Origin of the sequence: Lederbergia ruris (genome assembly GCF_018332955.1) — a bacterium.
Classification (GTDB): Bacteria; Bacillota; Bacilli; order Bacillales; family Bacillaceae_C; genus Lederbergia; species Lederbergia ruris.
On sequence record NZ_BORB01000024.1, the window covers coordinates 1 to 24,453 of the forward strand.

The 24,453-nt window shown below is 41.1% G+C and carries 22 protein-coding genes, 1 rRNA gene, 2 pseudogenes and 2 riboswitches; of the genes and pseudogenes, 22 read left to right on the forward strand and 3 right to left on the reverse strand.

The features are described from left to right. The first annotated feature begins 54 nt into the window (after window positions 1-54). The 17 genes from rrf to purD all read left to right on the forward strand — a co-directional run bounded on the left by rrf (window position 55) and on the right by purD (window position 15,514). Window positions 55-170: ribosomal RNA gene (gene rrf / locus KI363_RS13540) — 5S ribosomal RNA — on the forward strand. Window positions 171-560: 390 nt separating this feature from the next. Beyond that, a riboswitch (TPP riboswitch) is annotated at window positions 561-669 on the forward strand. 97 nt (window positions 670-766) lie between these two features. Continuing rightward, complete coding sequence (gene thiM, locus KI363_RS13545) at window positions 767-1,522, forward strand: hydroxyethylthiazole kinase (protein WP_158322555.1); 756 nt, start codon at window positions 767-769, stop codon at window positions 1,520-1,522. Window positions 1,523-1,551: 29 nt separating this feature from the next. Next, window positions 1,552-2,382: a bifunctional hydroxymethylpyrimidine kinase/phosphomethylpyrimidine kinase gene (gene thiD, locus KI363_RS13550; RefSeq protein ID WP_212966646.1), complete on the forward strand. Its 831-nt coding sequence runs from the start codon at window positions 1,552-1,554 to the stop codon at window positions 2,380-2,382. A 25-nt stretch (window positions 2,383-2,407) separates the two neighbouring features. Beyond that, window positions 2,408-3,049: a thiamine phosphate synthase gene (thiE, locus tag KI363_RS13555; protein ID WP_246516872.1), complete on the forward strand. Its 642-nt coding sequence runs from the start codon at window positions 2,408-2,410 to the stop codon at window positions 3,047-3,049. Beyond that, a complete protein-coding gene (gene thiW, locus KI363_RS13560) occupies window positions 3,036-3,536 on the forward strand; it encodes an energy coupling factor transporter S component ThiW (RefSeq protein ID WP_212966648.1) in 501 nt (166 codons plus the stop codon). The genes thiE and thiW overlap by 14 nt, the downstream gene beginning before the upstream one ends. A gap of 146 nt (window positions 3,537-3,682) precedes the next feature. Next, on the forward strand, window positions 3,683-4,225 hold the full coding sequence (locus tag KI363_RS13565) for a DUF2179 domain-containing protein (protein WP_212966649.1): 543 nt from the start codon (window positions 3,683-3,685) through the stop codon (window positions 4,223-4,225). After that, a complete protein-coding gene (locus tag KI363_RS13570) occupies window positions 4,222-4,410 on the forward strand; it encodes an NETI motif-containing protein (RefSeq protein WP_212966650.1) in 189 nt (62 codons plus the stop codon). The genes KI363_RS13565 and KI363_RS13570 overlap by 4 nt, the downstream gene beginning before the upstream one ends. 75 nt (window positions 4,411-4,485) lie before the next feature. Beyond that, a riboswitch (purine riboswitch) is annotated at window positions 4,486-4,586 on the forward strand. Window positions 4,587-4,736: 150 nt separating this feature from the next. After that, window positions 4,737-5,225: a 5-(carboxyamino)imidazole ribonucleotide mutase gene (gene purE, locus KI363_RS13575; protein ID WP_212966651.1), complete on the forward strand. Its 489-nt coding sequence runs from the start codon at window positions 4,737-4,739 to the stop codon at window positions 5,223-5,225. Next, complete coding sequence (gene purK / locus KI363_RS13580) at window positions 5,212-6,354, forward strand: 5-(carboxyamino)imidazole ribonucleotide synthase (RefSeq protein WP_212966687.1); 1,143 nt, start codon at window positions 5,212-5,214, stop codon at window positions 6,352-6,354. Before purE ends, purK begins: the two co-directional genes overlap by 14 nt. Before the next feature lie 110 nt (window positions 6,355-6,464). After that, window positions 6,465-6,722, forward strand: coding sequence for a phosphoribosylformylglycinamidine synthase subunit PurS (purS, locus tag KI363_RS13585; protein ID WP_212966652.1), 258 nt, complete (start codon window positions 6,465-6,467; stop codon window positions 6,720-6,722). Beyond that, window positions 6,719-7,396 carry a phosphoribosylformylglycinamidine synthase subunit PurQ gene (gene purQ, locus KI363_RS13590; RefSeq protein ID WP_158322563.1) on the forward strand — a complete coding sequence of 226 codons (678 nt, stop codon included), beginning with the start codon at window positions 6,719-6,721 and terminating at the stop codon, window positions 7,394-7,396. Before purS ends, purQ begins: the two co-directional genes overlap by 4 nt. Beyond that, window positions 7,386-9,608, forward strand: coding sequence for a phosphoribosylformylglycinamidine synthase subunit PurL (gene purL / locus KI363_RS13595; protein WP_158322564.1), 2,223 nt, complete (start codon window positions 7,386-7,388; stop codon window positions 9,606-9,608). Before purQ ends, purL begins: the two co-directional genes overlap by 11 nt. Continuing rightward, on the forward strand, window positions 9,584-11,008 hold the full coding sequence (gene purF / locus KI363_RS13600; protein WP_158322565.1) for an amidophosphoribosyltransferase: 1,425 nt from the start codon (window positions 9,584-9,586) through the stop codon (window positions 11,006-11,008). Before purL ends, purF begins: the two co-directional genes overlap by 25 nt. A 58-nt stretch (window positions 11,009-11,066) precedes the next feature. Beyond that, on the forward strand, window positions 11,067-12,110 hold the full coding sequence (purM, locus tag KI363_RS13605; RefSeq protein ID WP_212966653.1) for a phosphoribosylformylglycinamidine cyclo-ligase: 1,044 nt from the start codon (window positions 11,067-11,069) through the stop codon (window positions 12,108-12,110). Next, a complete protein-coding gene (gene purN / locus KI363_RS13610) occupies window positions 12,107-12,694 on the forward strand; it encodes a phosphoribosylglycinamide formyltransferase (protein WP_212966654.1) in 588 nt (195 codons plus the stop codon). Before purM ends, purN begins: the two co-directional genes overlap by 4 nt. Then, a complete protein-coding gene (gene purH / locus KI363_RS13615) occupies window positions 12,691-14,223 on the forward strand; it encodes a bifunctional phosphoribosylaminoimidazolecarboxamide formyltransferase/IMP cyclohydrolase (RefSeq protein WP_212966655.1) in 1,533 nt (510 codons plus the stop codon). The genes purN and purH overlap by 4 nt, the downstream gene beginning before the upstream one ends. Window positions 14,224-14,239: 16 nt before the next feature. Beyond that, on the forward strand, window positions 14,240-15,514 hold the full coding sequence (gene purD, locus KI363_RS13620; protein WP_212966656.1) for a phosphoribosylamine--glycine ligase: 1,275 nt from the start codon (window positions 14,240-14,242) through the stop codon (window positions 15,512-15,514). Between the two features lie 335 nt (window positions 15,515-15,849). On the opposite strand, the gene KI363_RS13625 is transcribed toward purD, so the two are convergent. The 3 genes and pseudogenes from KI363_RS13625 to KI363_RS13630 all read right to left on the reverse strand — a co-directional run. Beyond that, complete coding sequence (locus KI363_RS13625; RefSeq protein ID WP_158322570.1) at window positions 15,850-16,647, reverse strand: phosphotransferase family protein; 798 nt, start codon at window positions 16,645-16,647, stop codon at window positions 15,850-15,852. 61 nt (window positions 16,648-16,708) lie between these two features. Then, window positions 16,709-16,815 (reverse strand): annotated as a pseudogene (locus KI363_RS22385) (IS1595 family transposase); the annotation flags it as partial. Continuing rightward, window positions 16,811-16,931: pseudogene (locus KI363_RS13630) on the reverse strand (IS1595 family transposase); the annotation flags it as partial. The pseudogenes KI363_RS13630 and KI363_RS22385, both read right to left, overlap by 5 nt. 429 nt (window positions 16,932-17,360) lie before the next feature. Here KI363_RS13630 and KI363_RS13635 point away from each other — a divergent pair. The 5 genes from KI363_RS13635 to pcrA all read left to right on the forward strand — a co-directional run bounded on the left by KI363_RS13635 (window position 17,361) and on the right by pcrA (window position 24,294). Next, entirely contained in the window at window positions 17,361-19,106 is a 1,746-nt protein-coding gene (locus tag KI363_RS13635) for an adenine deaminase C-terminal domain-containing protein (protein ID WP_158322571.1), read from the forward strand. Between the two features lie 176 nt (window positions 19,107-19,282). After that, window positions 19,283-20,320: a DUF3048 domain-containing protein gene (locus tag KI363_RS13640; protein ID WP_212966657.1), complete on the forward strand. Its 1,038-nt coding sequence runs from the start codon at window positions 19,283-19,285 to the stop codon at window positions 20,318-20,320. 306 nt (window positions 20,321-20,626) lie between these two features. Further along, complete coding sequence (locus tag KI363_RS13645) at window positions 20,627-20,923, forward strand: YerC/YecD family TrpR-related protein (protein ID WP_158322573.1); 297 nt, start codon at window positions 20,627-20,629, stop codon at window positions 20,921-20,923. A gap of 411 nt (window positions 20,924-21,334) precedes the next feature. After that, complete coding sequence (pcrB, locus tag KI363_RS13650; RefSeq protein WP_212966658.1) at window positions 21,335-22,018, forward strand: heptaprenylglyceryl phosphate synthase; 684 nt, start codon at window positions 21,335-21,337, stop codon at window positions 22,016-22,018. Between the two features lie 59 nt (window positions 22,019-22,077). Continuing rightward, window positions 22,078-24,294 carry a DNA helicase PcrA gene (gene pcrA, locus KI363_RS13655; RefSeq protein WP_212966659.1) on the forward strand — a complete coding sequence of 739 codons (2,217 nt, stop codon included), beginning with the start codon at window positions 22,078-22,080 and terminating at the stop codon, window positions 24,292-24,294. Window positions 24,295-24,453 lie beyond the last annotated feature (159 nt).

The following is a 24,453-nucleotide window of genomic DNA, read 5'->3' on the forward strand; positions in this document are numbered from 1 at the left end:
GTTTTGAGAGAATAAACTCTCTACAATCCTTACACATCCTGTGTAAGCTTATAGTCTGGTGGCAATCGCGAAGAGGTCACACCCGTTCCCATCCCGAACACGGCAGTTAAGCTCTTCAGCGCCGATGGTAATAAGGGGCTTCCCCTTGTGAGAGTAGGACGTTGCCAGGCAAACGAAGGCATCCTCATGAAGAGGGTGTCTTTTTTATACCGAAGGTATAAATGTAATAGAACGATATGCAATGTAGGCGAGGAACAGGAGGACCAAGAAGGTCAAGGAAGCGAAGGAGAGAGACTCGGAATGGGCAACGCCCATGAGACTCGAACGAGAGAAGCTGACGCAGAGATTCGCCGGTCATCCTGCTCCGTAGCCCGAACACGGTAGTTAAGCTCGCGCGCCGATGGTAATAAGGGGCTTCCCCTTGTAAGAGTAGGACGTTGCCAGGCAAATGAAGGACATCCTCATGAAGAGGGTGTCTTTTTTATATGGATAAAATCCAGTTTAAAAACTTGCAGCAATTACTAAATATGATATAGTAAAATTGAAAATAAAATATCGTTTTACACCACTAGGGGAGTCTGAAAGAGACTGAGACACATACAAAAGAGATGTGGACCCTTGGAACCTGATCTGGTTAATACCAGCGTAGGGAAGTGGGGCTGCTTTTTTGGTATACGTTTATAAAGCAATCCGCTTCCTTATTTTGATTAGGGAGCGGATTTTTTATTTTTTACAATCGCTTTTAAAAAAAGAGGGGTGCAAGGGGATGGAGGATTATTATTATCTTAATAAAGTGAGGGCAAAAACACCTTTAGTGCACTGTATCACGAATATTGTTGTAGCTAATTTTCAAGCGAATGGGCTATTAGCTTTGGGAGCATCTCCTGTTATGGCTGATGCTGTTGAGGAAGCTCCTGAAATAGCCGCAGCGGCGAATTGTACAGTCTTAAATATAGGAACTTTAAGCAAGGAAACGATTGAAGCAATGATATTAGCAGGGAAAAGTGCGAACCAGCATAATATTCCCGTTGTTCTTGATCCAGTCGGTGCAGGAGCGACCCAATTTCGAAAAGCGACTGTTTTTCGAATTTTAGAAGAGGTGAATGTTTCACTTATTCGCTGTAATGCGGGGGAGTTAGCGACTATTGCTGGTGTTGAATGGCGTGCGCGTGGTGTTGATGCTGGTGAAGGGGACGTGGATTTACCGACACTAGCTAGAGAAACGGCCCGACGTTTCCATTGTATAGTGGCTGTTACAGGTGAGACTGATGTCGTGAGTGATGGAAAAAGGGTGAAAGAAATCGCCGGTGGTCATCCACTCATGTCCAAAATTACGGGATCTGGTTGTTTATTAAGTGCGGTTGTGGGGGCTTATCTGGCAGTAAGTGTTGGAGAGAACTTTGCTGCAACTTATGAAGCTTTAGCTTTCTATAAGAAAGCTGGGGAGAAGGCAGCACAAAAGTCTCAGCAACCTGGTCATTTTGCTGTTCATTTTTTAGATGAGCTCTACGGTGATATGTAATCTAGTAATCTTAGAAGGGGGAAAAATAAATGACATCTGTAGCATTAACGATTGCTGGATCGGACAGTGGTGGAGGAGCCGGAATTCAGGCGGATCTAAAGACATTTCAAGAATTGGGGGTATTTGGTACTTCTGCGTTGACGGCAGTTACCGCCCAAAATACCCTTGGTGTTCACGGAGTGTATCCACTGAATGCTTCGGAAGTGGAGAAACAAATTTGTGCCGTTATGGATGATTTTCCAGTAACCGCTGTAAAAACGGGCATGTTATTTTCGGCAGAAATTATTCGTGAGGTGGTTCGGACATTAAAGTATTATCAAGCACCAGCTCTAATCATTGACCCGGTGATGATTGCAAAGGGTGGAGCTTCTCTATTACAAAATGAAGCTGTTAAAGCTTTAAAAGAAGAGCTTTTACCATTAGCTGCTATTATTACACCAAATATTCCTGAAGCAGAGTTGCTAGCTGGAATGAAAATTGAGACAGCCATGGACATTGAAAAAGCAGCTGAACTTTTATTGGAGGCTGGAGCAGATGCAGTGGTGATGAAGGGAGGACATCTTGACAATCAAGAATTTGCAGAGGATCTATTTATGTCCGCAAGTGGTAAAAAATTTAAACTGCGTTCCGAACGGATTCATACAAAGGATACGCATGGAACGGGCTGTACTTTTTCAGCAGCCATTACGGCATCTGTAGCGAAGGGAAAGAGAATGGAAGAAGCGGTCAGAATTGCCAAAGATTATATTCATGTTGCCATTAAAGAAGGCTTACATCTTGGGAAAGGACATGGACCGACAAATCATTGGGCCTATCGATCCTATAAAGCGGAGATAAAGGAAGTGGTTTTGCTTGATTAAAAATATTTTACGATTGTACTTTATTATGGGAAGCATGAATACGCAAGAGAATGACCCATTAGACGTGTTAGAAAAAGCTTTACAAGGCGGAGTTACTTGTTTTCAATTAAGGGAAAAAGGTGTTGCCTCTTTACAAGGGCAGGAAAAATATTCATTCGCGGAAAAGTGTATGAAGCTTTGTCAAACATACCATGTCCCCTTTATTGTCAATGATGACGTGGAGTTAGCTCTTGCTTTAAATGCGGATGGGATCCATATCGGCCAAGAAGACGAAGCCGCCGCACTGGTACGAAAGAAAATAGGACCTGAAAAAATCTTAGGCGTTTCCGTACATAATGTGGAGGAGGCTTTTTTAGCTCAAAAAGCTGGTGCAGATTATGTTGGGATAGGACCTGTCTATACGACTTCATCCAAAGAGGATGCAAGAATTCCGGCTGGAACGAAAGTGATCGAACAGGTTGCGATCCAATATCCTAATCTGCCGATTGTGGGAATCGGCGGTCTTACAGAGGGGAACCTAGTGCCTGTGATAAGGGCTGGAGGGGCTGGTGTCGCCCTCATATCAGCGATTGCTTCATCACAAGATCCGCGAAATCAAGCAAAACAATTACGGGATAAGATTGAACAGGTTTTGGAAAAGGAGCGTTTTCCAAGTGAACACGCGTAAAATGATTGTGATGACAATGTTTGTCGCAATCGCTGTGGCTGGCTCTATTTTTATCTCCTTTCCTGCCGGAATCGCACGAGCTTATCCAATCCAACATGCTGTCAATGTCATGGCTGCTGTCACGCTTGGACCAGTAGGGGCGGTTATTATTGCTTTTTTAACGGCGCTTATCCGCATCTTAACTGGGACAGGTTCTTTGCTAGCTTTTCCTGGTGGGATGATCGGCGCCTGTCTTGCAGGGCTAATGTTTAAGCGGTTTGGGAAAATTTGGTTAGCAGGGATGGGGGAATTGATTGGTACCGGATTAGTCGCTTCTCTCCTAGCTGTTCCCTATGCAAAAATATTAATGGGAACGACAACAACAGCTTTCTTTTTCTTTCCCTCCTTTTTTATCTCGAGTGCGAGTGGGATGTTAATTGGAATCATTTTAGCTGCGCGTTTACAAAAAGCTGGTGTATTGAACCGAATGAAGCAAATCTCTTTGTAATAAAGAAAACCTATTCCTAATAAAGATCATGGAGTAGGTTTTCTTTATGCGTCAGGAATGTTTATCTTTGAAACGGGTAAATGTATATGGAGGCGCAGGCAGAATCACAATGATATAATGAGAGCAAATCTAGATGGAGGGTATGTATGCTGCAAAATAGTCTTGTCATGGTTGTGATTATTTTAGTTATTAATATCGTGTATGTTTCCTTTTTCACGATTCGAATGATTTTGACGTTAAAAGGGTACCGCTATATGGCAGCATTGATCAGTATGGTCGAAGTGGTGATTTATGTTGTGGGTCTCGGTCTTGTTCTGGATAATCTAAATCAAATTCAAAACTTAATCGCCTATGCAGTGGGCTATGGGCTTGGGGTATTAGTCGGTACGAAAATAGAGGAAAAAATGGCACTGGGTTATATTACCGTAAATGTCATCACAAAAGAATATGACCGAGATCTGCCGAAACAATTACGGGATGCAGGCTATGGTGTGACAAGTTGGGCAGCACAAGGCTTGGAAGGAGATCGTATGGCTCTACAGGTATTAACGCCACGTAAAATGGAACTAAAATTATATCAAACCATTAAAGAGTTAGATCCAAAGGCTTTTATCATTGCCTACGAACCGAAAACGATTTATGGTGGATTTTGGGTGAAAGCGGTAAGGAAAGGTAGATTGCATCGATGAAAAAGGAATTTGAAGTATTGGAAAATGAAAGTATTGAAGAGTGTTTGAAAAGAATGGAAAGAGAAGGCTATCTTCCGATTAAAAGAAGCGAAAAGCCTATCTTTCAAGAGGTAAAACGAAATGGAAAAATCGAATACGTCCCAGTTTCACGGAAAATCGTTTTCAAAGGAGTGAAGAGTGGCTAAAACACGAACGATGAATATGTGTTTTGATAAAATGTTCGATTTTAGATTGACATTCTCTTCTTAGATTTGTTAAGATGAACTTAACAAGAAAGGCCTCATATATAATGGGGATATGGCCCATAAGTTTCTACCTGATCACCGTAAATGATCGGACTATGAGGAAGTGGAACTTGGGGAGAATATACATATTTTTTTACTCCCGGATAGTCTGCTTTCTGTCATAGAATGCAGACTATCCTTTTTTTGTTTAGTAAAAGTTCGCGGGTTGCTGGGGATTTACCGGCTTAGGCTGTCCCAATCCTTTATAAAAAGATGGGAGGATCAATATGGATGTGAAGATTGGCATTGTGATGGGGAGTACATCTGATTGGGAAACGATGAAACATGCTTGTACTGTTTTAGATGAGTTAGCCATCCTCTATGAAAAGCGAGTTGTTTCGGCACATAGGACTCCCGATTATATGTTTGAATACGCGGAAACAGCGATTGATCGGGGGATAAAGGTGATCATTGCAGGAGCGGGAGGAGCAGCTCATTTACCAGGAATGCTTGCAGCAAAAACGGTGTTGCCTGTTATAGGAGTACCAGTAGAATCGAAAGCCTTAAAAGGAATGGATTCTCTACTATCGATTGTGCAAATGCCTGGTGGAGTTCCAGTTGCAACAGTCGCCATTGGAAAAGCAGGAGCAACCAATGCTGGCCTGTTAGCAGCACAAATTTTAGGGGCAGAATGTGAACCAATTCAAAAGCGTCTCATCGAAAGAAGAGAGATTTTAAAAGAAAAAGTTTTAGAAAGCAGTGATCAGCTTGTCTAGTTCATTTATTAAACCAGGGCAAACCATTGGCATTATCGGTGGTGGTCAATTGGGAAGAATGATGACATTATCAGCGAAAGAAGCCGGTTTTAGAGTCATTGTACTGGAACCCTCTCCCCAATCGCCTGCCGGTCAGGTTGCGGATGAAGAGATTGTAGCGTCCTATCACGATCGCAATGCCTTATCCGAACTTGCGCGAAAAAGCGATGTGATCACATATGAGTTTGAAAATATTGATTATCAATCTTTACAATGGTTAGCAGAAAAAGCTTATATTCCGCAAGGGGCAGAATTAATCAAAATCACTCAAGATCGAATTTTAGAGAAGCAGGCTTTAACAGATGCCGGAGTAAATGTTGCACCTTATCTCGTTATTCGGGAGAGGAAAGATCTGGAACAAGGGATTCAAACTATAGGCTACCCTGCCGTGTTAAAAACAGCTCGTGGAGGCTATGATGGCAAAGGCCAATTCGTAATAAAAACACAAGAAGAAATAGAAGCAGCAGCCCGTTTGTTAGAACATGGGCCATGTGTGTTGGAAGCGTGGATTTCCTTTGCAAAAGAAATATCCGTTGTCATGACAAAAGGAGTAACGAATGAACTGACGTGTTTCCCAGTAGGAGAGAACCTTCATCTTCAAAATATTCTCCATAAAACAATCGCGCCAGCAAAAATTTCGGCAGAGATCGAACAAAAGGTCCATCAAATAGCGAAACAAATCGCTGATCATCTTGATTTGGTTGGGACATTAGCTGTTGAATTGTTTCTCACGGAAAATCACGAAATCTATGTGAATGAATTGGCGCCAAGACCGCATAATTCTGGACATTATACGATTGAAGCATGTAATATTTCTCAATTTGGCCAGCATATAAGAGCGATTTGTGGTTGGCCCTTACAGCAAATTCAATTGTTACGTCCCGCGATTATGATCAATATTTTAGGGCAACATGTTCAACCTGTCATAGAAGAAATCCCGAAAAAACCGAATTGGTCGGTTCATTTATATGGAAAAGATGAAGCAAAGCAAAACCGAAAAATGGGCCATATAACAGTATTAACGGATAATATCGTCGAAACAACAAAAGAGCTAAAAACCACAAACATTTGGTCAGAAACAAATGAGTGACGAGCCTATCACAAACAAATAAGAGCAAACCATTTTTAGCTACACGGATCCAAAAAATAGATTGATATTCTTCCAAACAAAAATGTTTGTTTTAAAAGGAGAGAAACAATATGACATATAAAGTAAAAGTATTTGTCACTCTAAAAGAAAGTGTCATTGATCCTCAAGGATCAGCGGCCACAAAAGCGCTACAAAAAATGGGATATCCCGGGGTAAAAGAAGTTAGGGTTGGAAAATTAATGGAGTTGCAAGTGGAAGAGACGGATGGAGATCTGTCAGCAACAATCGATGAGATATGTAAAAAACTCCTTGTGAACCAAGAAGTAGAAGACTACAGTATTGAAATCGAGGAGGTTGCAGCTCAGTGAAAGTTGCTATCATTGTTTTTCCAGGAACAAGCTGTGAAAATGAGATGCATACGATCTGCACTCATCAATTAAAGCTAGAGGCAGATTTTGTCCGTGAGTATGAAACGAATCTAGATGACTATGACGCTATTTTGCTTCCAGGAGGGGCTTCGTACGGAGATGCGATTCGCCCAGGAGCGATTGCTGCCCTCCAGCCTGTCATGAGTACGGTAAAGAAAGCCGCAGAGGCAGGGAAACCTGTACTTGGTATAGGAAATGGTTTCCAGATTCTAACCGAAGCAGAATTATTACCAGGTGTTTTATTAAAAAATGATCAACTAAAATTTATTTGTGCCTCTATGAAACTACTTGTTCAGAATAATGAAACTTTATGGACGAAAAAATACGAACAAAATGAAAAGATATCTGTCCCAATTGCCCATGGATATGGCCGTTATCATTGTGATTCAGAAACATTACAAACATTAAAAGACAATCGTCAAATTCTTTTTACCTACGAAGAAAATCCAAACGGCAGCATAGAAGCCATTGCCGGCATTTCTAATCGCGCCGGTAATGTTGTTGGCATGATGCCCCATCCTGAACGAGCGGTAGAGGAAATTTTAGGTAGTGTAGATGGAAGCAAACTTTTTCAATCTATAGTAAGTGATGGGAGGCAATCACATGACGCATGAACCAACACCAGCACAAATTAAAGAAAAGCAGATCTATCGTGAAATGGGGATGACGGACGAAGAGTTTGCTTTGGCTGAAAAAATGCTAGGTCGAACGCCAAATTATACAGAAACAGGCTTGTTTTCTGTTATGTGGTCAGAACATTGTAGTTATAAAAATTCAAAAGCGATTTTAAAAACCTTCCCTACAGAAGGTCCGCAGGTGTTGCAGGGACCTGGAGAAGGTGCTGGCATTGTCGATATTGGTGACAATCAGGCTGTCGTGTTCAAAATTGAAAGTCATAACTCACCTTCTGCGATTGAACCATATGAAGGAGCAGCAACAGGTGTTGGTGGCATTATACGTGATGTATTTTCTATGGGAGCCAAGCCAATTGCGTCTTTAAACTCTCTAAGATTTGGCGAATTGGATTCACCAAGAGTTCGGTATTTACTTGAAAAAGCGGTAGAGGGAATCGGTGATTATGGGAATAAGCTTGGTGTTCCTACAGTGGGGGGAGAAATCCAATTTGATTCCGCTTATGAAGCAAATCCGCTTGTGAATGCGATGGTCGTTGGGGTAATTGATCATCAAGATATGCAGAAAGGCCAAGCGAAGGGTGTTGGAAATACAGTCATGTATGCTGGGTCCCCAACGGGTCGAGATGGGATTCATGGTGCTACCTTTTCTTCTTCTGAATTAGCCGAGGAAGTAGATCAACAAGAACGCGCAGCTGTCCAAGCTGGAGATCCCTTTACCGAAAAATTGCTTATGGACGCTTGCCTAGAATTAGTAAAATCCGATGCGTTAATTGGGATTCAAGATATGGGAGCCGCTGGACTGACAAGCTCTGCAGCTGAAATGGCCAGTAAAGCAGGATCAGGTATTGAAATGAATTTAGATCTTATCCCCCAACGGGAAGCAGACATGACACCGTATGAAATGATGTTATCTGAATCACAAGAACGAATGCTACTCGTTGTTAAAAAGGGCAGAGAGCAAGAAATAATCGATCTTTTCTCCCGTTATGATTTAGAAGCTGTAGCTTGCGGAGTCGTGACAGATGACAAAATGTTCCGTTTGTTCCATAAGGGAAAGGTTGTGGCGGAGGTGCCGGCAGATGCTTTGGCGGAAGATGCTCCTGAGTACCACAAGCCATCTAAGGAACCAGATTATTTTCGCGAATTTCAAGCAATGGCACCTGAAACTCCTGAAGTAGCGGATTATACAGAAACGCTTGCAAAGTTATTACAACAACCAACCATTGCGAGTAAAGAATGGGTTTACCAGCAATTTGATCAACAAGTTGGCAATCAAACGATTGTCAAGCCAGGATCTGATGCTGCGGTTGTTCGCATTAAAAATACCCAAAAGGCGATTGCGATTACAACCGATTGTAATGCACGGTATATTTATTTGGATCCAGAGACAGGCGGGAAAATTGCCGTTGCCGAAGCGGCTAGAAACATTGTCTGCTCTGGTGCAGAACCACTAGCGATCACAGATGGATTAAACTTTGGCAGCCCGGAAAAACCGGAAATTTTTTGGCAGCTTGAACAATCAGCAGCAGGGATTCGTGAGGCTTGCCTGGCTTTGGATAGCCCCGTGATCAGTGGGAATGTATCTTTGTTTAATGAAAAAGGTGGTAAAGCGATTTATCCAACCCCGATAATCGGGATGGTAGGACTCATTAAAAACCTAGCTCATGTGACAACGCAAAGCTTTCAATCCGCTGGTGATTTGATTTATATAATCGGAGAGACAAAAGAAGAGTTTGGTGGAAGTGAATTACAAAAGCTTGTACACGGAGAATTTTTCGGGAAAGCACCAGAAATCGATCTCATCGTGGAAGTGAGAAGACAGAAACAATTGTTAGAGGCGATTCGTAGTGGAAAAGTTGCTTCCGCTCACGATGTTTCAGAAGGTGGAGCAGCAGTGGCGATTGCTGAATCTCTGTTCGGTACTTATTTGGGGGCGGAAGTTGAGCTTTCTGGTCATCCTGTTGCCGCTCTTTTCTCGGAAACACAATCTCGCTTCATTGTATCTGTAAAAGAAGCAGATCAAGCAGCATTTGAGGAGATTGTGGAAGATGCCAAGCTAATCGGAAAAGTAAAAGATCAACCTGAATTGGTGGTCCGACTTAATCAACAACCATTGATTCAAACGGAAGTAAAAATATTGGAAGATGCCTGGAGAGGAGCTATTCCATGTTTGCTGACAGCAAAGGATTAAATGAGGAATGTGGTGTTTTTGGGATCTGGGGACATCCGGACGCCGTCCAAATTACGTATTATGGGTTGCATAGTCTTCAGCATCGAGGACAAGAAGGAGCAGGAATCGTAGCGACAGATGGAAACAGTTTAAAAGGGATTCGGGGCGAAGGGCTGGTCAATGACGTATTTAATAAATCGAATCTTGCTAGTTTACCAGGACACAATGCAATTGGGCATGTGAAATATGGAGGAGCAGACAAGGGGGGGCTGGAAAATGTTCAACCTCTTCTCTTCCACTCTTCAAGTGGAAGTCTAGCGTTAGCGCAAAATGGCAACTTGATTAATGCATTTGATTTAAAACACCAATTAGAGATGCAAGGGAGTATTTTTCAATCGACTTCAGACACAGAGGTACTTGCCCATTTAATTAAACGGAGCGGCTATTTAGCCACGAAAGACAAAGTGAAAAATGCTCTTTCTATGGTGAAAGGCGCTTATGCGCTTGTTCTCTTAACAGAAGACGAAATGATTATAGCCCTTGATCCCAATGGTCTAAGACCCTTATCAATTGGAAAAGTCGGAGACTCCTATTGTGTTTCATCGGAAACATGTGCATTTGACTTAATTGGCGCGGAATTTGTTCGTGATGTGGAGCCAGGAGAATTGATCATCATCAACGATGAGGGATTGCATGCAGAACCTTTTGCTCTCTCGACTTCACGGGCAATGTGTTCCATGGAGTATGTCTATTTTTCAAGACCAGACAGTGATATCCAAGGGATTAATATTCATACAGCAAGAAAGAATCTTGGAAAAATGCTCGCAAAAGAAGTAGATATTTCCGCCGATGTCGTGACAGGTGTTCCTGATTCTAGTATTTCCGCTGCCATTGGTTTTGCTGAAACGATGGGGATTCCCTATGAGATGGGATTAATTAAGAACCGTTATGTTGGTAGAACGTTTATTAAACCTTCTCAAGAACTGCGAGAACAGGGCGTGAAAATGAAGCTTTCTCCTGTTCGAAAAGTCGTTGAAGGCAAACGAGTGATTATGGTCGATGACTCAATTGTTCGTGGCACAACGAGCAAACGGATTGTGAAAATGTTAAAAGAGGCTGGTGCAACCGAAGTCCATGTATGTATTAGTTCTCCTCCAATGAAACACCCTTGTTTTTACGGGATTGATGTGTCCTCTCATGAAGAATTAATGGCTTCCACTCATAGTGTAGCTGAAATGTGCAAGATCATTGGGGCTGATACTTTGACATTTTTAAGTGTTGAAGGGATGTTGGAAGTGATTGGCCGAAAGGGATATGGAGATAATTGTGGGCAGTGCGCTGCATGCTTTACTGGGGAGTACCCAACGGAAATCTATCCGGATACACTCTTACCTTACGAAAAAGAAATGAGCCGGCCTTGATAGGAATGTTCGAAAATGAAAGAGACAGTGCGAAAATAATATAAGGGGGGCACATAACGTGACAAATGCCTACCAGCAAGCCGGCGTAGACATTGAAGCCGGGTATGAAGCGGTTGAAAGAATGAAAAAGCATGTTCAGCGGACAAATCGATTAGGTGTGTTTGGTCAATTAGGTGGCTTTGGTGGTGTGTTTGATTTATCCCAGCTTCAGCTGCAAGAACCTGTATTGGTCTCAGGGACAGATGGTGTCGGCACTAAATTAAAACTGGCATTTATGATGGAGCGACACGACACAATTGGAGTGGATTGTGTCGCGATGTGTGTGAATGATATTGTTGTACAAGGAGCGGAGCCCCTTTACTTTCTTGATTATCTAGCTGTAGGAAAAAACAGACCCAAAAAGATTGAAGAAATTGTCAGTGGGATTGCGGATGGCTGTGAGCAAGCTGGCTGTGCTTTAATTGGTGGGGAAACAGCTGAAATGCCCGGACTATACGAAGAAGAGGAGTATGATTTAGCTGGATTCGCTGTTGGGGCCTGTGAGAAGGCAAAATTTATTACTGGGGAAACGATTCAAGAGGGAGATGTGTTAATTGGATTAGCCTCCAGTGGCATTCACAGTAATGGCTACTCCCTTGTTCGAAAGATATTCTTTGACCAACATTCATTTTCATTGAGTGCCAAGTTGCCTGAGTTATCCCATCCTTTAGGAGAAGAGTTACTGACACCAACCCGTATCTATGTTCAGTCTGTTTTAGCTGCCTTGCAGCAGTTTGAAATTAAGGGGATGTCCCATATAACGGGTGGAGGGTTTATTGAAAATATTCCCCGGATGCTGCCAGAAGGGCTTGGTGCCATTATTCTTAATGAATCATGGCCGATTTTACCGATCTTTCATGCCTTAGAAAAATATGGTGAGCTCGATCAAAAAGAAATGTTTAATATTTTTAACATGGGAATTGGATTCGTCGTAGCTGTCAGGGCAAAAGATGCAGATCAAGCGATCAAAACGTTTATTGAGCAGGGGGAAAAGGCATATAAAATTGGGGTTGTGACAAAAGAAGAAGGTGTTCAATTCGTTGACAGGGAGAGAGAAAGATGAAGAGGATGGCCATCTTTGCCTCAGGAACAGGTAGTAATTTTCAAGCAATTGTGGATGCTGTACAGAAAGGTAGTCTTCAAGCAACCATCGCCTTACTCATTTGTGATAAACCAGAAGCACCTGTGGTGGAGAAGGCTAAGCGGGCCAATATTCCGGTTTTTACGTTTAAGCCGAAAGAGTTTGCATCAAAGGCAGTCTTTGAATCAATCATTTGTAAACAGCTTCAGGATGCAAAGGTGGATTTCATTGTACTTGCGGGTTATATGAGATTAATAGGGTCGACTCTATTACAGGCTTATCCAAATAAAATCATTAATCTTCATCCATCCTTACTTCCGGCATTTCCCGGGAAAGAAGCAATCAAGCAAGCATTTCAGGCAGGGGTGAAAATAACGGGGATTACCATTCATTATGTTGATGAAGGAATGGATACAGGTCCGATTATTGCTCAAGAGGCTGTGGTGATACATGACGACGATACGCTTTTCGATGTGGAGAGAAAGATTCATCAAGTTGAACATATCTTTTACCCACAAACATTACAAAAGTTGTGCTTAAGAGAATTCGAGGAGGAATTTAAGTGAAACGAGCTTTGATTAGTGTTTCCGATAAAACGGGAATTGTTGATTTTACAAAAGGACTTGTAGAGTTAGGATTCGAAATTTTGTCTACTGGTGGGACCAAAAAAACGTTGGAAGAAAACCAAGTTCCTGTTAAAGGTGTAGAGGAGATTACAGGTTTTCCGGAAATTTTAGAAGGAAGAGTAAAGACTCTTCATCCCATGATTCATGGAGGATTACTAGCGAAAAGGGATTCAGAAGATCATATGCAACAATTGGCAGAACAAGGAATTCATCCGATTGATCTTGTCTGTGTCAATCTGTACCCATTCCAAAAAACGATTGAAAAGCCAGATGTGACACCTGAAGAAGCGATTGAAAACATTGATATTGGTGGTCCTTCGATGTTAAGAGCAGCTGCTAAAAATCATGCTGATCTAACAGTTGTGGTTGATGCAGCGGATTATGATGTAGTCTTAGGAGAACTGAAGGAAAAAGAAAGCATATCCTCCACGATAAAACGCAAATTAGCTGCTAAAGTCTTTCGCCATACAGCTGCTTATGATGCACTTATTGCCGAGTATATGACGCAACTTGCCGGGGAAGAAGAACCAGAACGTGTCACATTTACATATGAATTAAAACAGAGCCTACGTTATGGGGAAAATCCGCATCAAAATGCAGCCTTTTACCAACATCCATTAGGCTCAAAATTTTCGATTGCCAATGCAACGCAATTACATGGTAAGGAGTTATCCTACAATAATATTCGCGATGCAGATGCCGCTTTGCAAATTGTGAAGGAGTTTACGGAGCCGGCAGCGGTAGCGGTGAAACATATGAATCCATGTGGGATCGGGATTGGAAAGTCGATTTCAGAAGCATTTACAAAGGCTTATGAAGCGGATTCTACTTCCATTTTTGGAGGAATTATCGCTTTAAACCGTGAAGTGGACCGCGAAACAGCGACGCAACTACATGAAATATTTTTAGAGATTGTGATTGCTCCCGCTTTTTCGCAGGAAGCGTTAGAGGTATTACAAGCGAAAAAGAATATTCGACTTTTAACGATTCCTTTTGATGAGGGTCATAGGCAAGAGAAAGTTTTAACTTCTGTAGAGGGCGGCTTGCTCGTCCAAGACCAAGATGGTTATACATTTGAGGATGGCAACATCTCGATTCCAACGAAAAGAGAGCCGACAGCGGAGGAATTAGAATCTTTAAAACTAGCTTGGAAAGTGGTAAAACATGTTAAATCCAATGCAATCGTCGTAGTGGGAGATAATATGACACTCGGCATCGGAGCGGGACAAATGAATCGTGTCGGTGCCGCAAAAATTGCGCTAGAGCAAGCAGGAGAACGGGCCAAAGGAGCGGTCATGGGTTCAGATGCCTTCTTCCCAATGGGAGACACAGTCGAAGAAGCAGCCAAAGCTGGTATTACAGCGATCATCCAACCAGGTGGCTCCATACGCGACGAAGACTCCATCAAAGAAGCCGACAAACACGGAATTGCCATGGTATTCACAGGAGTACGACACTTTAAACATTGAGAGGGAGTGAAAGACCTTGAACATTTTAGTTGTTGGTAGTGGTGGCAGGGAGCATGCCCTCTGTAAAAAGGTAAAAGAAAGCAAGCTTGTTTCCAAAGTGTATTGTGCTCCTGGAAATGGTGGAATTAGCGAGGATGCAGTTTTGGTCCCAATTCAAGAGACGGATTTTTCAAGTCTGATTGAATTTGCACATGAAGAAAAAATCGACCTTACGATTGTGGGTCCAGAAGTACCGTTAGCTGCTGGAATCGTCGATGAATTTGAGGCGGCTGGTTTGAGAATATTTGGACCGCGAAAAAATGCCGCTATTCTTGAGGGAAGTAAAACATTTGCGAAAGACCTGATGAAGAAATACAACATTCCTACGGCCGCTTATGAAACGTTTACTTCCTATGAAGAAGCGAAAGCATATGTGCATAAGAATGGTGCGCCAATTGTGATCAAGGCGGATGGGCTTGCCGCTGGTAAAGGGGTCGTGGTCGCGATGACGGAAGAAGAAGCCGATCAAGCCTTAGAGGAAATGTTGTTAGAAGCGAAGTTCGGAAAATCTTCTTCCAAAGTGGTAATCGAAGAATTTTTAGGTGGAGAAGAATATTCATTAATGGCTTTTGTAAATGGTGAAGCGGTATATCCAATGGTCATCGCCCAAGATCATAAGCGGGCTTTTGACGGTGATCAAGGACCAAACACTGGCGGGATGGGGGCTTATACACCTGTTCCACATATCTCTACATTAGAAGTTGAAAAAGCTGTACAGGAAATTCTCCTTCCTACTGCAAAAGCGATGGTCCAAGAAAATCGTCCGTTTACGGGAATTTTATATGCGGGTTTAATTCAAACGAATGAAGGCGCCAAAGTCATTGAATTTAATACTCGCTTTGGAGACCCGGAAACACAGGTGGTTTTAGAAAGATTGGAAACAGACCTTGTACAGCTTTTACTTGATTTGTTAGAAGGAAAAACGCCTAAATTGGTTTGGTTAGATACAGCCGTTGTTGGCGTCGTATTAGCGGCAAAAGGTTACCCAGCTGAGTATAAAAAAGGAGTTCCAATACCCGAAATTGTTGTAGGTAGTCCGAATGTATCGCTCTATCATGCAGGGACGAGTCGACCTGATAAAGAAAAAACGTATTACTCAAATGGCGGGAGAGTATTGTTAATGTCAGCCAAAGCTGACACCATATCATCTGCAGTGAAGCAAGTTTATTCCGAAATGGCACAAATACCGGAAAATGAGTTCTTTTATAGAAAGGACATAGCAGGGAAAGCATTAGTAAAAGTGGATGGGTGAATAGCCTATCCGCTTTTTTAAATAGTCTCTGTTATTATTTAATGTTGATACTTGTATAAAATTTAAAGAGGCTAGGACAAAAGTGTTTTCACCGAAGAGTAAAACGAACTACTAGCGTGTATAAAACTCGCTCCGGATATATACTTCGCTTTCCGCGGGCGAGTGTCAAGCCTCCTCAGGCTTTGCCTTCCGGGGTCTTGACGAACTCTTACTTCCCGCAGGAGTCTACGTATATTTCCTCCGCTAAGGCAATACATTGTTCGTCATTGAAGTTTAGCATTTTAGTTGTGTCCCAGCCTCTCAATCCTTTTTAACGTCCCCGTTGAAAAAGTACGTTAAAAGAACTCATATAACCCGTTGGCAAAATAATCATAATCATCGTTATCAATTATCTTACCTCCATAGCCTTCAAAGAAGATTTGTTTATCTAATTCATTTACAAAGGCATTTGGTTTAGGGCGAATAGCTAACGAAACATCACAACGAGGGTCACCATAAGCACCACTACTCCAATCGATAACTCCAGTAATTACTCCATTTGAAACCATAATATTATCAATCGTAAAATCTCCATGAATAAGAGTTTGTTTATAATCTTTTGGTTTCTTTATTTTCAATCTTTTTAATAACTCTTTAGTACCATCAACCTCGTGATTATTGAAGTTATATTCGGCTTGATATAACATCTGGTCAAGCCAGGGTTGTTCATTTATTATAAGTTCATCGGGACACGGGGTTGAGTGGATTTTAGACAAGATTTTGCCAAAATTAAATATGATTTCCTGTCGTCTTTGATTGTTATCTTCATTTAATAAAGCCATTCTTATAGTTTTTCCCTCTAAAAAGTCTATAAGAGCCCAAGATTCAATATTATTATTATGTTCTATGAATTTTTTTACTTTTGGAACGGGTAATTCTGTCTTTTTGTTCAAGCAATTTAAGATAGATACTTCTTTCTTTAACATTGAACTAAATAATTTTCCCTTTGTTCTTTTAAGTGCAAAAATTCCTTGGTCACTTTCAATTATTCCTAAATTAGATGTATAGCCTTGACGTGGGAAACTTATAGAAATTATCTTATTTAAGTATTCTCTAATCTCAATTGGAATTTCATTGATATGTATTGGTGGCAATTGTTTCTCCTCCCCAATGAACTTTTTCTTCAACTACACACACTTTGAAGAAGGACTACTTATGAATTTGAATTTTGACAGTATTTCGACTAACAACAAATAAGAACCAGGCAAGGCAATTATCAAGATACTTTGTACAACGCCTTTAAAGCGGTCTATCCACTTCTTTGAAACGAGTCTCTCTCATTTCATTGATTAAACGACCACCAGCCAAGGAAAATGGAGCAACATAGCGTTTAACCCTCTATTTGGGTGTGTGATAATTTATCAATATTCTTCAACAAATTGCTAAACGCTTTGCTCGCTCTGACAACCTTAACAAACTATTGTTCCTATGTTGATTATATAAAGAGTTCGGTCATCAAATATCAACAACTACCTTTAAATAAAATCCATTTTTTAAGTATAGACTCCCATTTATTACACCAGCTTTACCGTTCTATTACAATTCACAAAAATGTACGATTGAGGGATAGATCGTAGCATCTTTACAGGGTATAGTATGTTAGAATGTCATTATAAGAAGATGTTCAAAGTAAGGATCAAATGGGAACAAAGGATAAACGGCTAAGCTATGGATCAAAGGCTAAATACGCGCCGTCCTGGCGCAACGCCTTTGTGACCTGCGTCCTGTAGGCCTAAATGAGACTTTGAATTTTATGGACATTTTTGAACATCACTTTAAAAGAAGGCGATTTGATGGGAGGATTAGGATGTTAGAACAGAGATTTAGATGGAAAAATAAGCAAATTCGTGAACAAATATCTGTTTTAGATGGTAAAGCGTCTCCTTCAATTTTACTGAAAAATGCCCGTTTTTTACATTCAACCTTACGTGAATGGGTCGTTGCTAATATATGGATTTTACATGATCGCATTATATATGTTGGAAAAGAGTTACCAAGGAAGTTAAAGGATTGCGAAGTGGTGGATTGTTCTGAATGGACGCTTGTCCCCGGTTATATAGAGCCTCATGTTCATCCGTTCCAATTATATAACCCGCAAACATTATCTCGCTTTGCTGCGCAAACAGGCACAACGACATTGATTAATGACAATCTTCTTTTCTTTTTACACTTAAACAAAAAGAAAGCGTTTTCCTTGATGGATCAATTGAATGAATCACCCATAACGATGTATTGGTGGAGTCGGTATGATGCGCAAACCGCTATGGGCGAAGAGGAACTCGTTTTCACGAATAGGGATGTAAAATCATGGCTTGAACACAAGGCTGTTGTTCAAGGTGGCGAATTAACAGGGTGGCCCAAGCTCCTTGATGGTGATGATTTAATGCTTTATTGGATTCAGGAAACGAAACGACTTGGAAAAAAGGTGGAAGGTCACTTTCCAGGGGCATCAGAAAAAACATTGGCTAAAATGAAGCTTTTCGGTGTAGATGGTGATCATGAAGCCATGACAGGAGAAGAAATATATGAACGGCTGCTTCATGGGTATGCGGTATCGCTACGACATTCATCCATTCGACCTGATTTGCCAGTATTATTAAAAGAAATGAAAAGGATGGGACTCACTACTCAATATGATTCTCTGATGATGACGACAGACGGAGCAACGCCAGCCTTTTACAAGCAGGGCATGGCAGATTATCTCATTCGGCTAGCGTTAGAAAATGATGTACCTGCTATTGACGCCTATCATATGGTTTCCTATAATATTGCCCGCCATTTTAATCTTTCCTCTGAACATGGGCAGATTGCAACTGGGAGAGTGGCGAATATCAATTTCCTTGCAAATGAACATGAACCGACACCTGTCTCCGTGTTAGCGAAGGGGCAATGGGTCCGAAAAGCAGGGAAAGAGGTCGTTTTTGCTGATCCTATCCATTGGCCGCAATATGATTTAGAGCCCCTTCAGTTAGAATGGGAGCTTGAGCGCGATGATTTACAATTTTCAATGCCATTTGGTATAGAAATGGTGAATGATGTGATTACAAAGCCGTACACGATTGGTGTTGATTTAGCGATTGACCCATTGCCTAAAGGACAAGATGAAAGTTATTTAATGTTGGTGGATCGTAAGGGGAAATGGCGGATTAATACAATGATCAAAGGCTTTGCAACATCGGTTTCAGGATTTGTCTCTTCCTTTTCTTCTACAGGTGATATTATCTTGATTGGGAAAAGAAAAGAAGATATGTTACTTGCATTTAAAAGGATGAAAGAGATTGGCGGAGGAATCGTATTGGCAGAAGAAGGAAAGATTATTTTTGAAATGAAACTTTCTCTTGCTGGGTTAATGTCAGATCTACGAATAGAAGATCTAGCACAAGAAACGGAAACGTTAAAAGATCGATTAGTGGAGAGAGGATATCTTTTTACAGATCCGATTTATTCTTTATTATTTTTTTCGGCTACTCACTTACCTTATATACGGCTTACTCAAAGTGGATTATATGATGTGATGAACAAAAAGGTACTCTTTCCAACATTAATGCGTTAAAATAGTAAATAAGATGTTCAAAAGGTAAGGATCAAATGGATGCACAAAGGATAAACGGCTAAAGGCGCCACTCGTGTTAGCCTAAATTCGTGACAACAGCGTCTTGGTCCTTTTTATCCTCCTTTTTGAACACGAAGTAAATGTAAAATTAGTCATAGATATAGGAGTTGGCATTTTTGTTTTCAAAAAGGAGAAGAACTTGTATACTTTTGCTTGTAATTGGTCTTGTCTTGGCTGCATGTGGGGATAATGAAAAAGAAGAACAGCAGACGGATTCCGGATCAGACGGTCCTGCATCTGAAACGGAAAAGGAACAATCATCTTTTCGTTACCCGCTTACTGGTTTGCCGACAGAAACAGCTTCTACTCAAAGGGCAATTGCCGTCACAGTGAATAATCATCCCATAGCACGACCTCAAAGTGGGCTATCCCAGGCAGATATCGTATATGAATTATTAGCGGAAGGATCGATTACCCGGTTTTTAGCCATTTATCAAAGTGAACTACCTGAGCGAATAGGGCCTATTCGGAGTTCTCGCGATTATTTTATTGATATTGCGAAAGGATTCCAAAGTCTGTATATCGCCCATGGTTATAGTCCTAGTGCTAAAAAAAGGTTATTATCTGGGGAAATCGATCAGTTGAATGGCATTCAATACGATGGAACGTTGTTTAAACGGTCTTCTGATCGTCAAGCTCCTCATAATTCCTATATTACGCAAGGAAACATCGTAAAAGGGGCTGAAAATGAAGGGTATGAGTTGGATACCCCACCAGAACCATTAGAATTTCTGACAAATGAGGAAGTGGAGAGCCTTGAAGGAGATCAAGTTGGCGCCATACAAGTTTCTTATAGCCAAAATGATCAATTTATCTCGAACTATGAATATGATCAAGAAAACGAAAAGTATACACGTACCTCTAACGGGGAACAAACAATTGATTCGGAAACCGAGGAACCAGTTTTATTGGATAATGTGATTGTGATAGAAACCGAACACCAGGTAATGGATTCAAAAGGAAGACGCGCAATTGATTTGACATCTGGTGGAAAAGCATTACTATTTCAAAAGGGTTTAGTTAGAGAAATAGAATGGAAAGATTTTGATGGTCGCCCTTTACCATATGAGGATGGCCTTCCAGCTAAGCTAGTACCAGGCAAAACTTGGATCAGTATTATACCGAGCCTAGATATCGTTTCTTATAATAAATAGTGTGTGTGCTAAAAGAGGATGTTCAAAAAGTCCGGTAAAAATGACACTTCGAATTTCTTCGTTGGCTTGCTTCTTCGCTGCTCATGTATCAGGAGAAGGTTCTTCTGCTAAAACCGCCCACGTCCTGTGGGCAACGCAGAAGTCAGTACATCCTGTACAAGTCCGCTGCTCGAAGCTGCGCCGCCTAGAACTTTCGACGCACAGGATGTGCTAGTGTCGGCGTTGCTGACAGGACGTCAGCGCCTTTAGCCGACGGGTCCTTTTTATCCTCCTTTTTGAACACGTGCTAAAGGAGATTATAGGTGTATGCAAATTGAAAAATTGAGAGGAAAAGAATTAGACCAGCTTTTTGATGCGATTCTCACATTGCAAGATCGGGAGGAGTGTTATCGCTTCTTTGATGATTTATGTACCATTAATGAAATACAATCCTTATCGCAACGTCTAGAAGTAGCTAGGATGCTGCGAGAAGGTAATACGTACCATAAAATTGAAGCGGAAACGGGAGCAAGTACCGCTACGATTTCCAGGGTGAAACGCTGTTTGAATTATGGAAATGACACATATGAAATGGTTCTTGATCGTGTTGAAGGGGAAAAATAAAATAGAGCCATTCATTTCGTCTTCCAACGGAATGAATGACTATTCTTTTTTGTTGCTTAGCGTAATATAAAATTCTAGCTTGTGGATAAGTACTAAAAGTGGGTATTGACATCCAGCTCCAGCGCCCAGCGACTAGCAAACTTTCGGTGCCTTCCTACGATAAGTCAACATCGATTCACCCTTCGGGTTCATCGTGTTTCCTTTATCTCGTCAGGCCCCTAAAAAGTTTGTACGTCGCTAAACGGGCGCTTGCGCTTTTATTCTTAAATACGGGGGCAGTGAGATAGCAAGCTGTTCCTTTTTGTGTTTTTCCAATACTGATATCCATAAAATTTCCCCATCTACTTTAGTCTCCCCATCCCTAAATGCTATAATGATAGATGCCCAATAGAAATGGAGGACCCAATCAATATGTACGATGTGAAAGAGTGGCGCCACGCCTTTAAACTGGATCCTAATAAGCCGATTTCAGATAAAGATTTAGAAAAAATCTGTGAATCAGGAACAGACGCCATTATTGTTGGTGGTACAGATCATGTAACATTGGAAAATGTTTTGCAGTTAATGTCAAGAGTAAGAAGATACACTGTTCCGTGTGTACTAGAAGTAAGTAATCTTGAATCCCTTACACCAGGATTTGATTTATATTTTATTCCATCTGTTTTAAATACAGAAGAAATCCAATGGTTTTCCGGCCTCCATCATCAAGCGATCAAAGAATATGGAGAGCTGATGGATTGGGATGAGGTCCTAGTGGAAGGCTATTGTATTCTAAATGCCGATTGCAAGGCGGCCAAATTAACAAAGGCAGTCACTTCACTAGATGATGAAGATGTCATAGCATATGCAAGAATGGCTGAGAAAATGTTTCAGATGCCGATCTTTTATATGGAATATAGTGGGAATTATGGTGATCCGAAATTAGTGGAAAAGGTAAGTGGTCAATTATCAAATACCATTCTTTTCTATGGTGGCGGTATTCAAACAGTCCAACAGGCAAAAGAAATGAAACAATTTGCTGATTGTATTATCGTCGGTAATGTCGTCTATGAAAATTTAAAAGAAGCTTTGAAAACAGTTCATGTGCTTCCGTGACTTTTGTATAAAATCAAGTTATAATAGAACAAACGTTTCTAGGTGAGGAGGTAGTAGAGTTGCAAATTTCGGGTACACGTCTCTTAGAAGGATTAAATCCTGAACAAAAAGAGGCGGTCAAAACGACAGAAGGGCCTTTGCTGATTATGGCGGGGGCAGGTAGTGGAAAAACAAGAGTCCTCACACATCGGGTGGCCTATTTAATGGTAGAAAAAGAGGTCAATCCTTACAATATTCTTGCGATTACATTTACAAATAAGGCCGCACGAGAGATGAAGGAACGGATTGGAAATATTATGGGCGGCTCGGCAGAAGCTGTTTGGATTTCCACTTTCCACTCCATGTGTGTACGGATTTTACGGCGTGATATTGATCGTCTAGGCTATAATAGTAATTTCACTATTCTTGACTCAACTGACCAACTATCGGTTGTAAAAAATGTGATCAAGGATTTAAATATTGATGCGAAGAAATTTGACCCAAGAGCTGCACTCGGTGCGATTAGCAGTGCGAAAAATGAATTAGTGACGACGAAGGAATATGAAAAAACAGCAGCCGGTTTTTATGCGCAAACCATCAGCAAGATTTATACAGAGTATCAACGTAGATTACGTCGCAATAACGCTCTAGATTTTGACGATTTAATCATGGTGACTATTCAATTATTTGAACGCGTCCCTGAAATATTGGAATTCTATCAACGCAAATTCCAATATATTCACGTCGATGAATATCAAGATACGAATCGTGCTCAATATATGCTTGTCAAAAGTCTTGCCGCACGCCTTAAAAATATTTGTGTCGTGGGGGACTCGGATCAGTCGATTTATCGATGGCGGGGAGCAGATATCGCCAATATTTTATCCTTCGAAAAAGATTACCCAAATGCCAAAGTCATTCTTCTCGAACAAAATTATCGTTCTACAAAGTATATTCTTGATGCAGCGAATGAAGTCATTCAAAATAATCCAAATCGCAAACCGAAAAAATTATGGACGGAAAATATAGAGGGGCAAAGGATTAGCTATTATCGGGCAGACAGTGAACAATCAGAAGCTCAATATGTAGCAGGGAAAATTAAGGAATTAAGTACAAAAGGACAACGGAAACTTTCGGACTTTGTGATTCTTTATCGAACAAATGCTCAATCTCGTGCGATGGAGGAAGTATTATTAAAATCAAATATCGAATATAAAATTGTTGGCGGTACAAAATTCTATGATCGAAAAGAAATTAAAGACTTACTTGCCTATTTAAGATTAATTGCGAATCCAGATGATGATATTAGCTTGCAGCGCATTATCAATGTTCCAAAACGTGGAATTGGAGCAACCTCTTTAGATAGAATTGCTGCATATGCCAGAGAACGAGACCTTTCCATGTATCAAGCGTTAGCTGAAGTTGATTTTATTGGTTTAACTGGAAAAGCCGCAAATGCAGCCGCTGAATTTTATCTATTAATTCGCAATTATGTCGGCATGCAAGAGTATTTGCCTGTGACCGAATTGGTTGAAGAAGTAATCGAGAAAACAGGATATCGCGATATGTTAAAAGCGGAAAAATCGCTAGAAGCAGAGAGTAGATTAGAAAATATCGAAGAGTTCCTTTCCGTTACGAAAAATTTTGAAGACGGAAGTGAAGATAAAAGTTTAGTTGCTTTTCTTACGGATTTAGCGCTTGTTGCCGACATTGATCGTCTCGATGAAGATGGGGTACCAGAGGAAGGGGTCACACTAATGACCTTGCACTCAGCAAAAGGCCTTGAATTCCCAGTCGTCTTTTTAATTGGAATGGAAGAGGGCGTTTTTCCGCATAATCGTTCCTTGATGGAAGAAGCTGAAATGGAAGAAGAAAGAAGAATCGCCTATGTCGGGATCACACGTGCAGAAGAAGAATTATACTTAACGAATGCGCAAATGAGGACCTTATTTGGTCGTACCAATATGAACCCAGTTTCTCGATTTATTGCGGAAATTCCAGCCGAACTTCTGGAAAATGTCAACGAACAAGAAAAACAGAAAAGAGCTAGCGCGGATCGTCGAGTCATGAATAGGGAACGAAGAAAACCTGTTACAAGACCGATGTCGACCGATAATTCTCCTGATTCTGGTTCGGAATGGAAGGTTGGGGACAAAGCAGAACATAAAAAATGGGGAATTGGGACCGTTGTGAGCGTCAAGGGGGATGCAGATAATAAAGAATTGGATATTGCCTTTCCAAGCCCTGTGGGGATTAAACGACTGCTTGCCCAGTTTGCCCCTATCCAAAAAGTCTAGGCTAACAGGATGTTGGTTAGAACGGCGAAGACAGGCGTTTGCGCTTTTATTGCTGAGGCATAATAAGTAAGGCATGACACTTACTAGCTAGCTGGGCTCTGATCTCTAAAACTTAGAGCTTGCAATGAAAAGTATTGGTTTTGGTGGAAAGGTTGATGT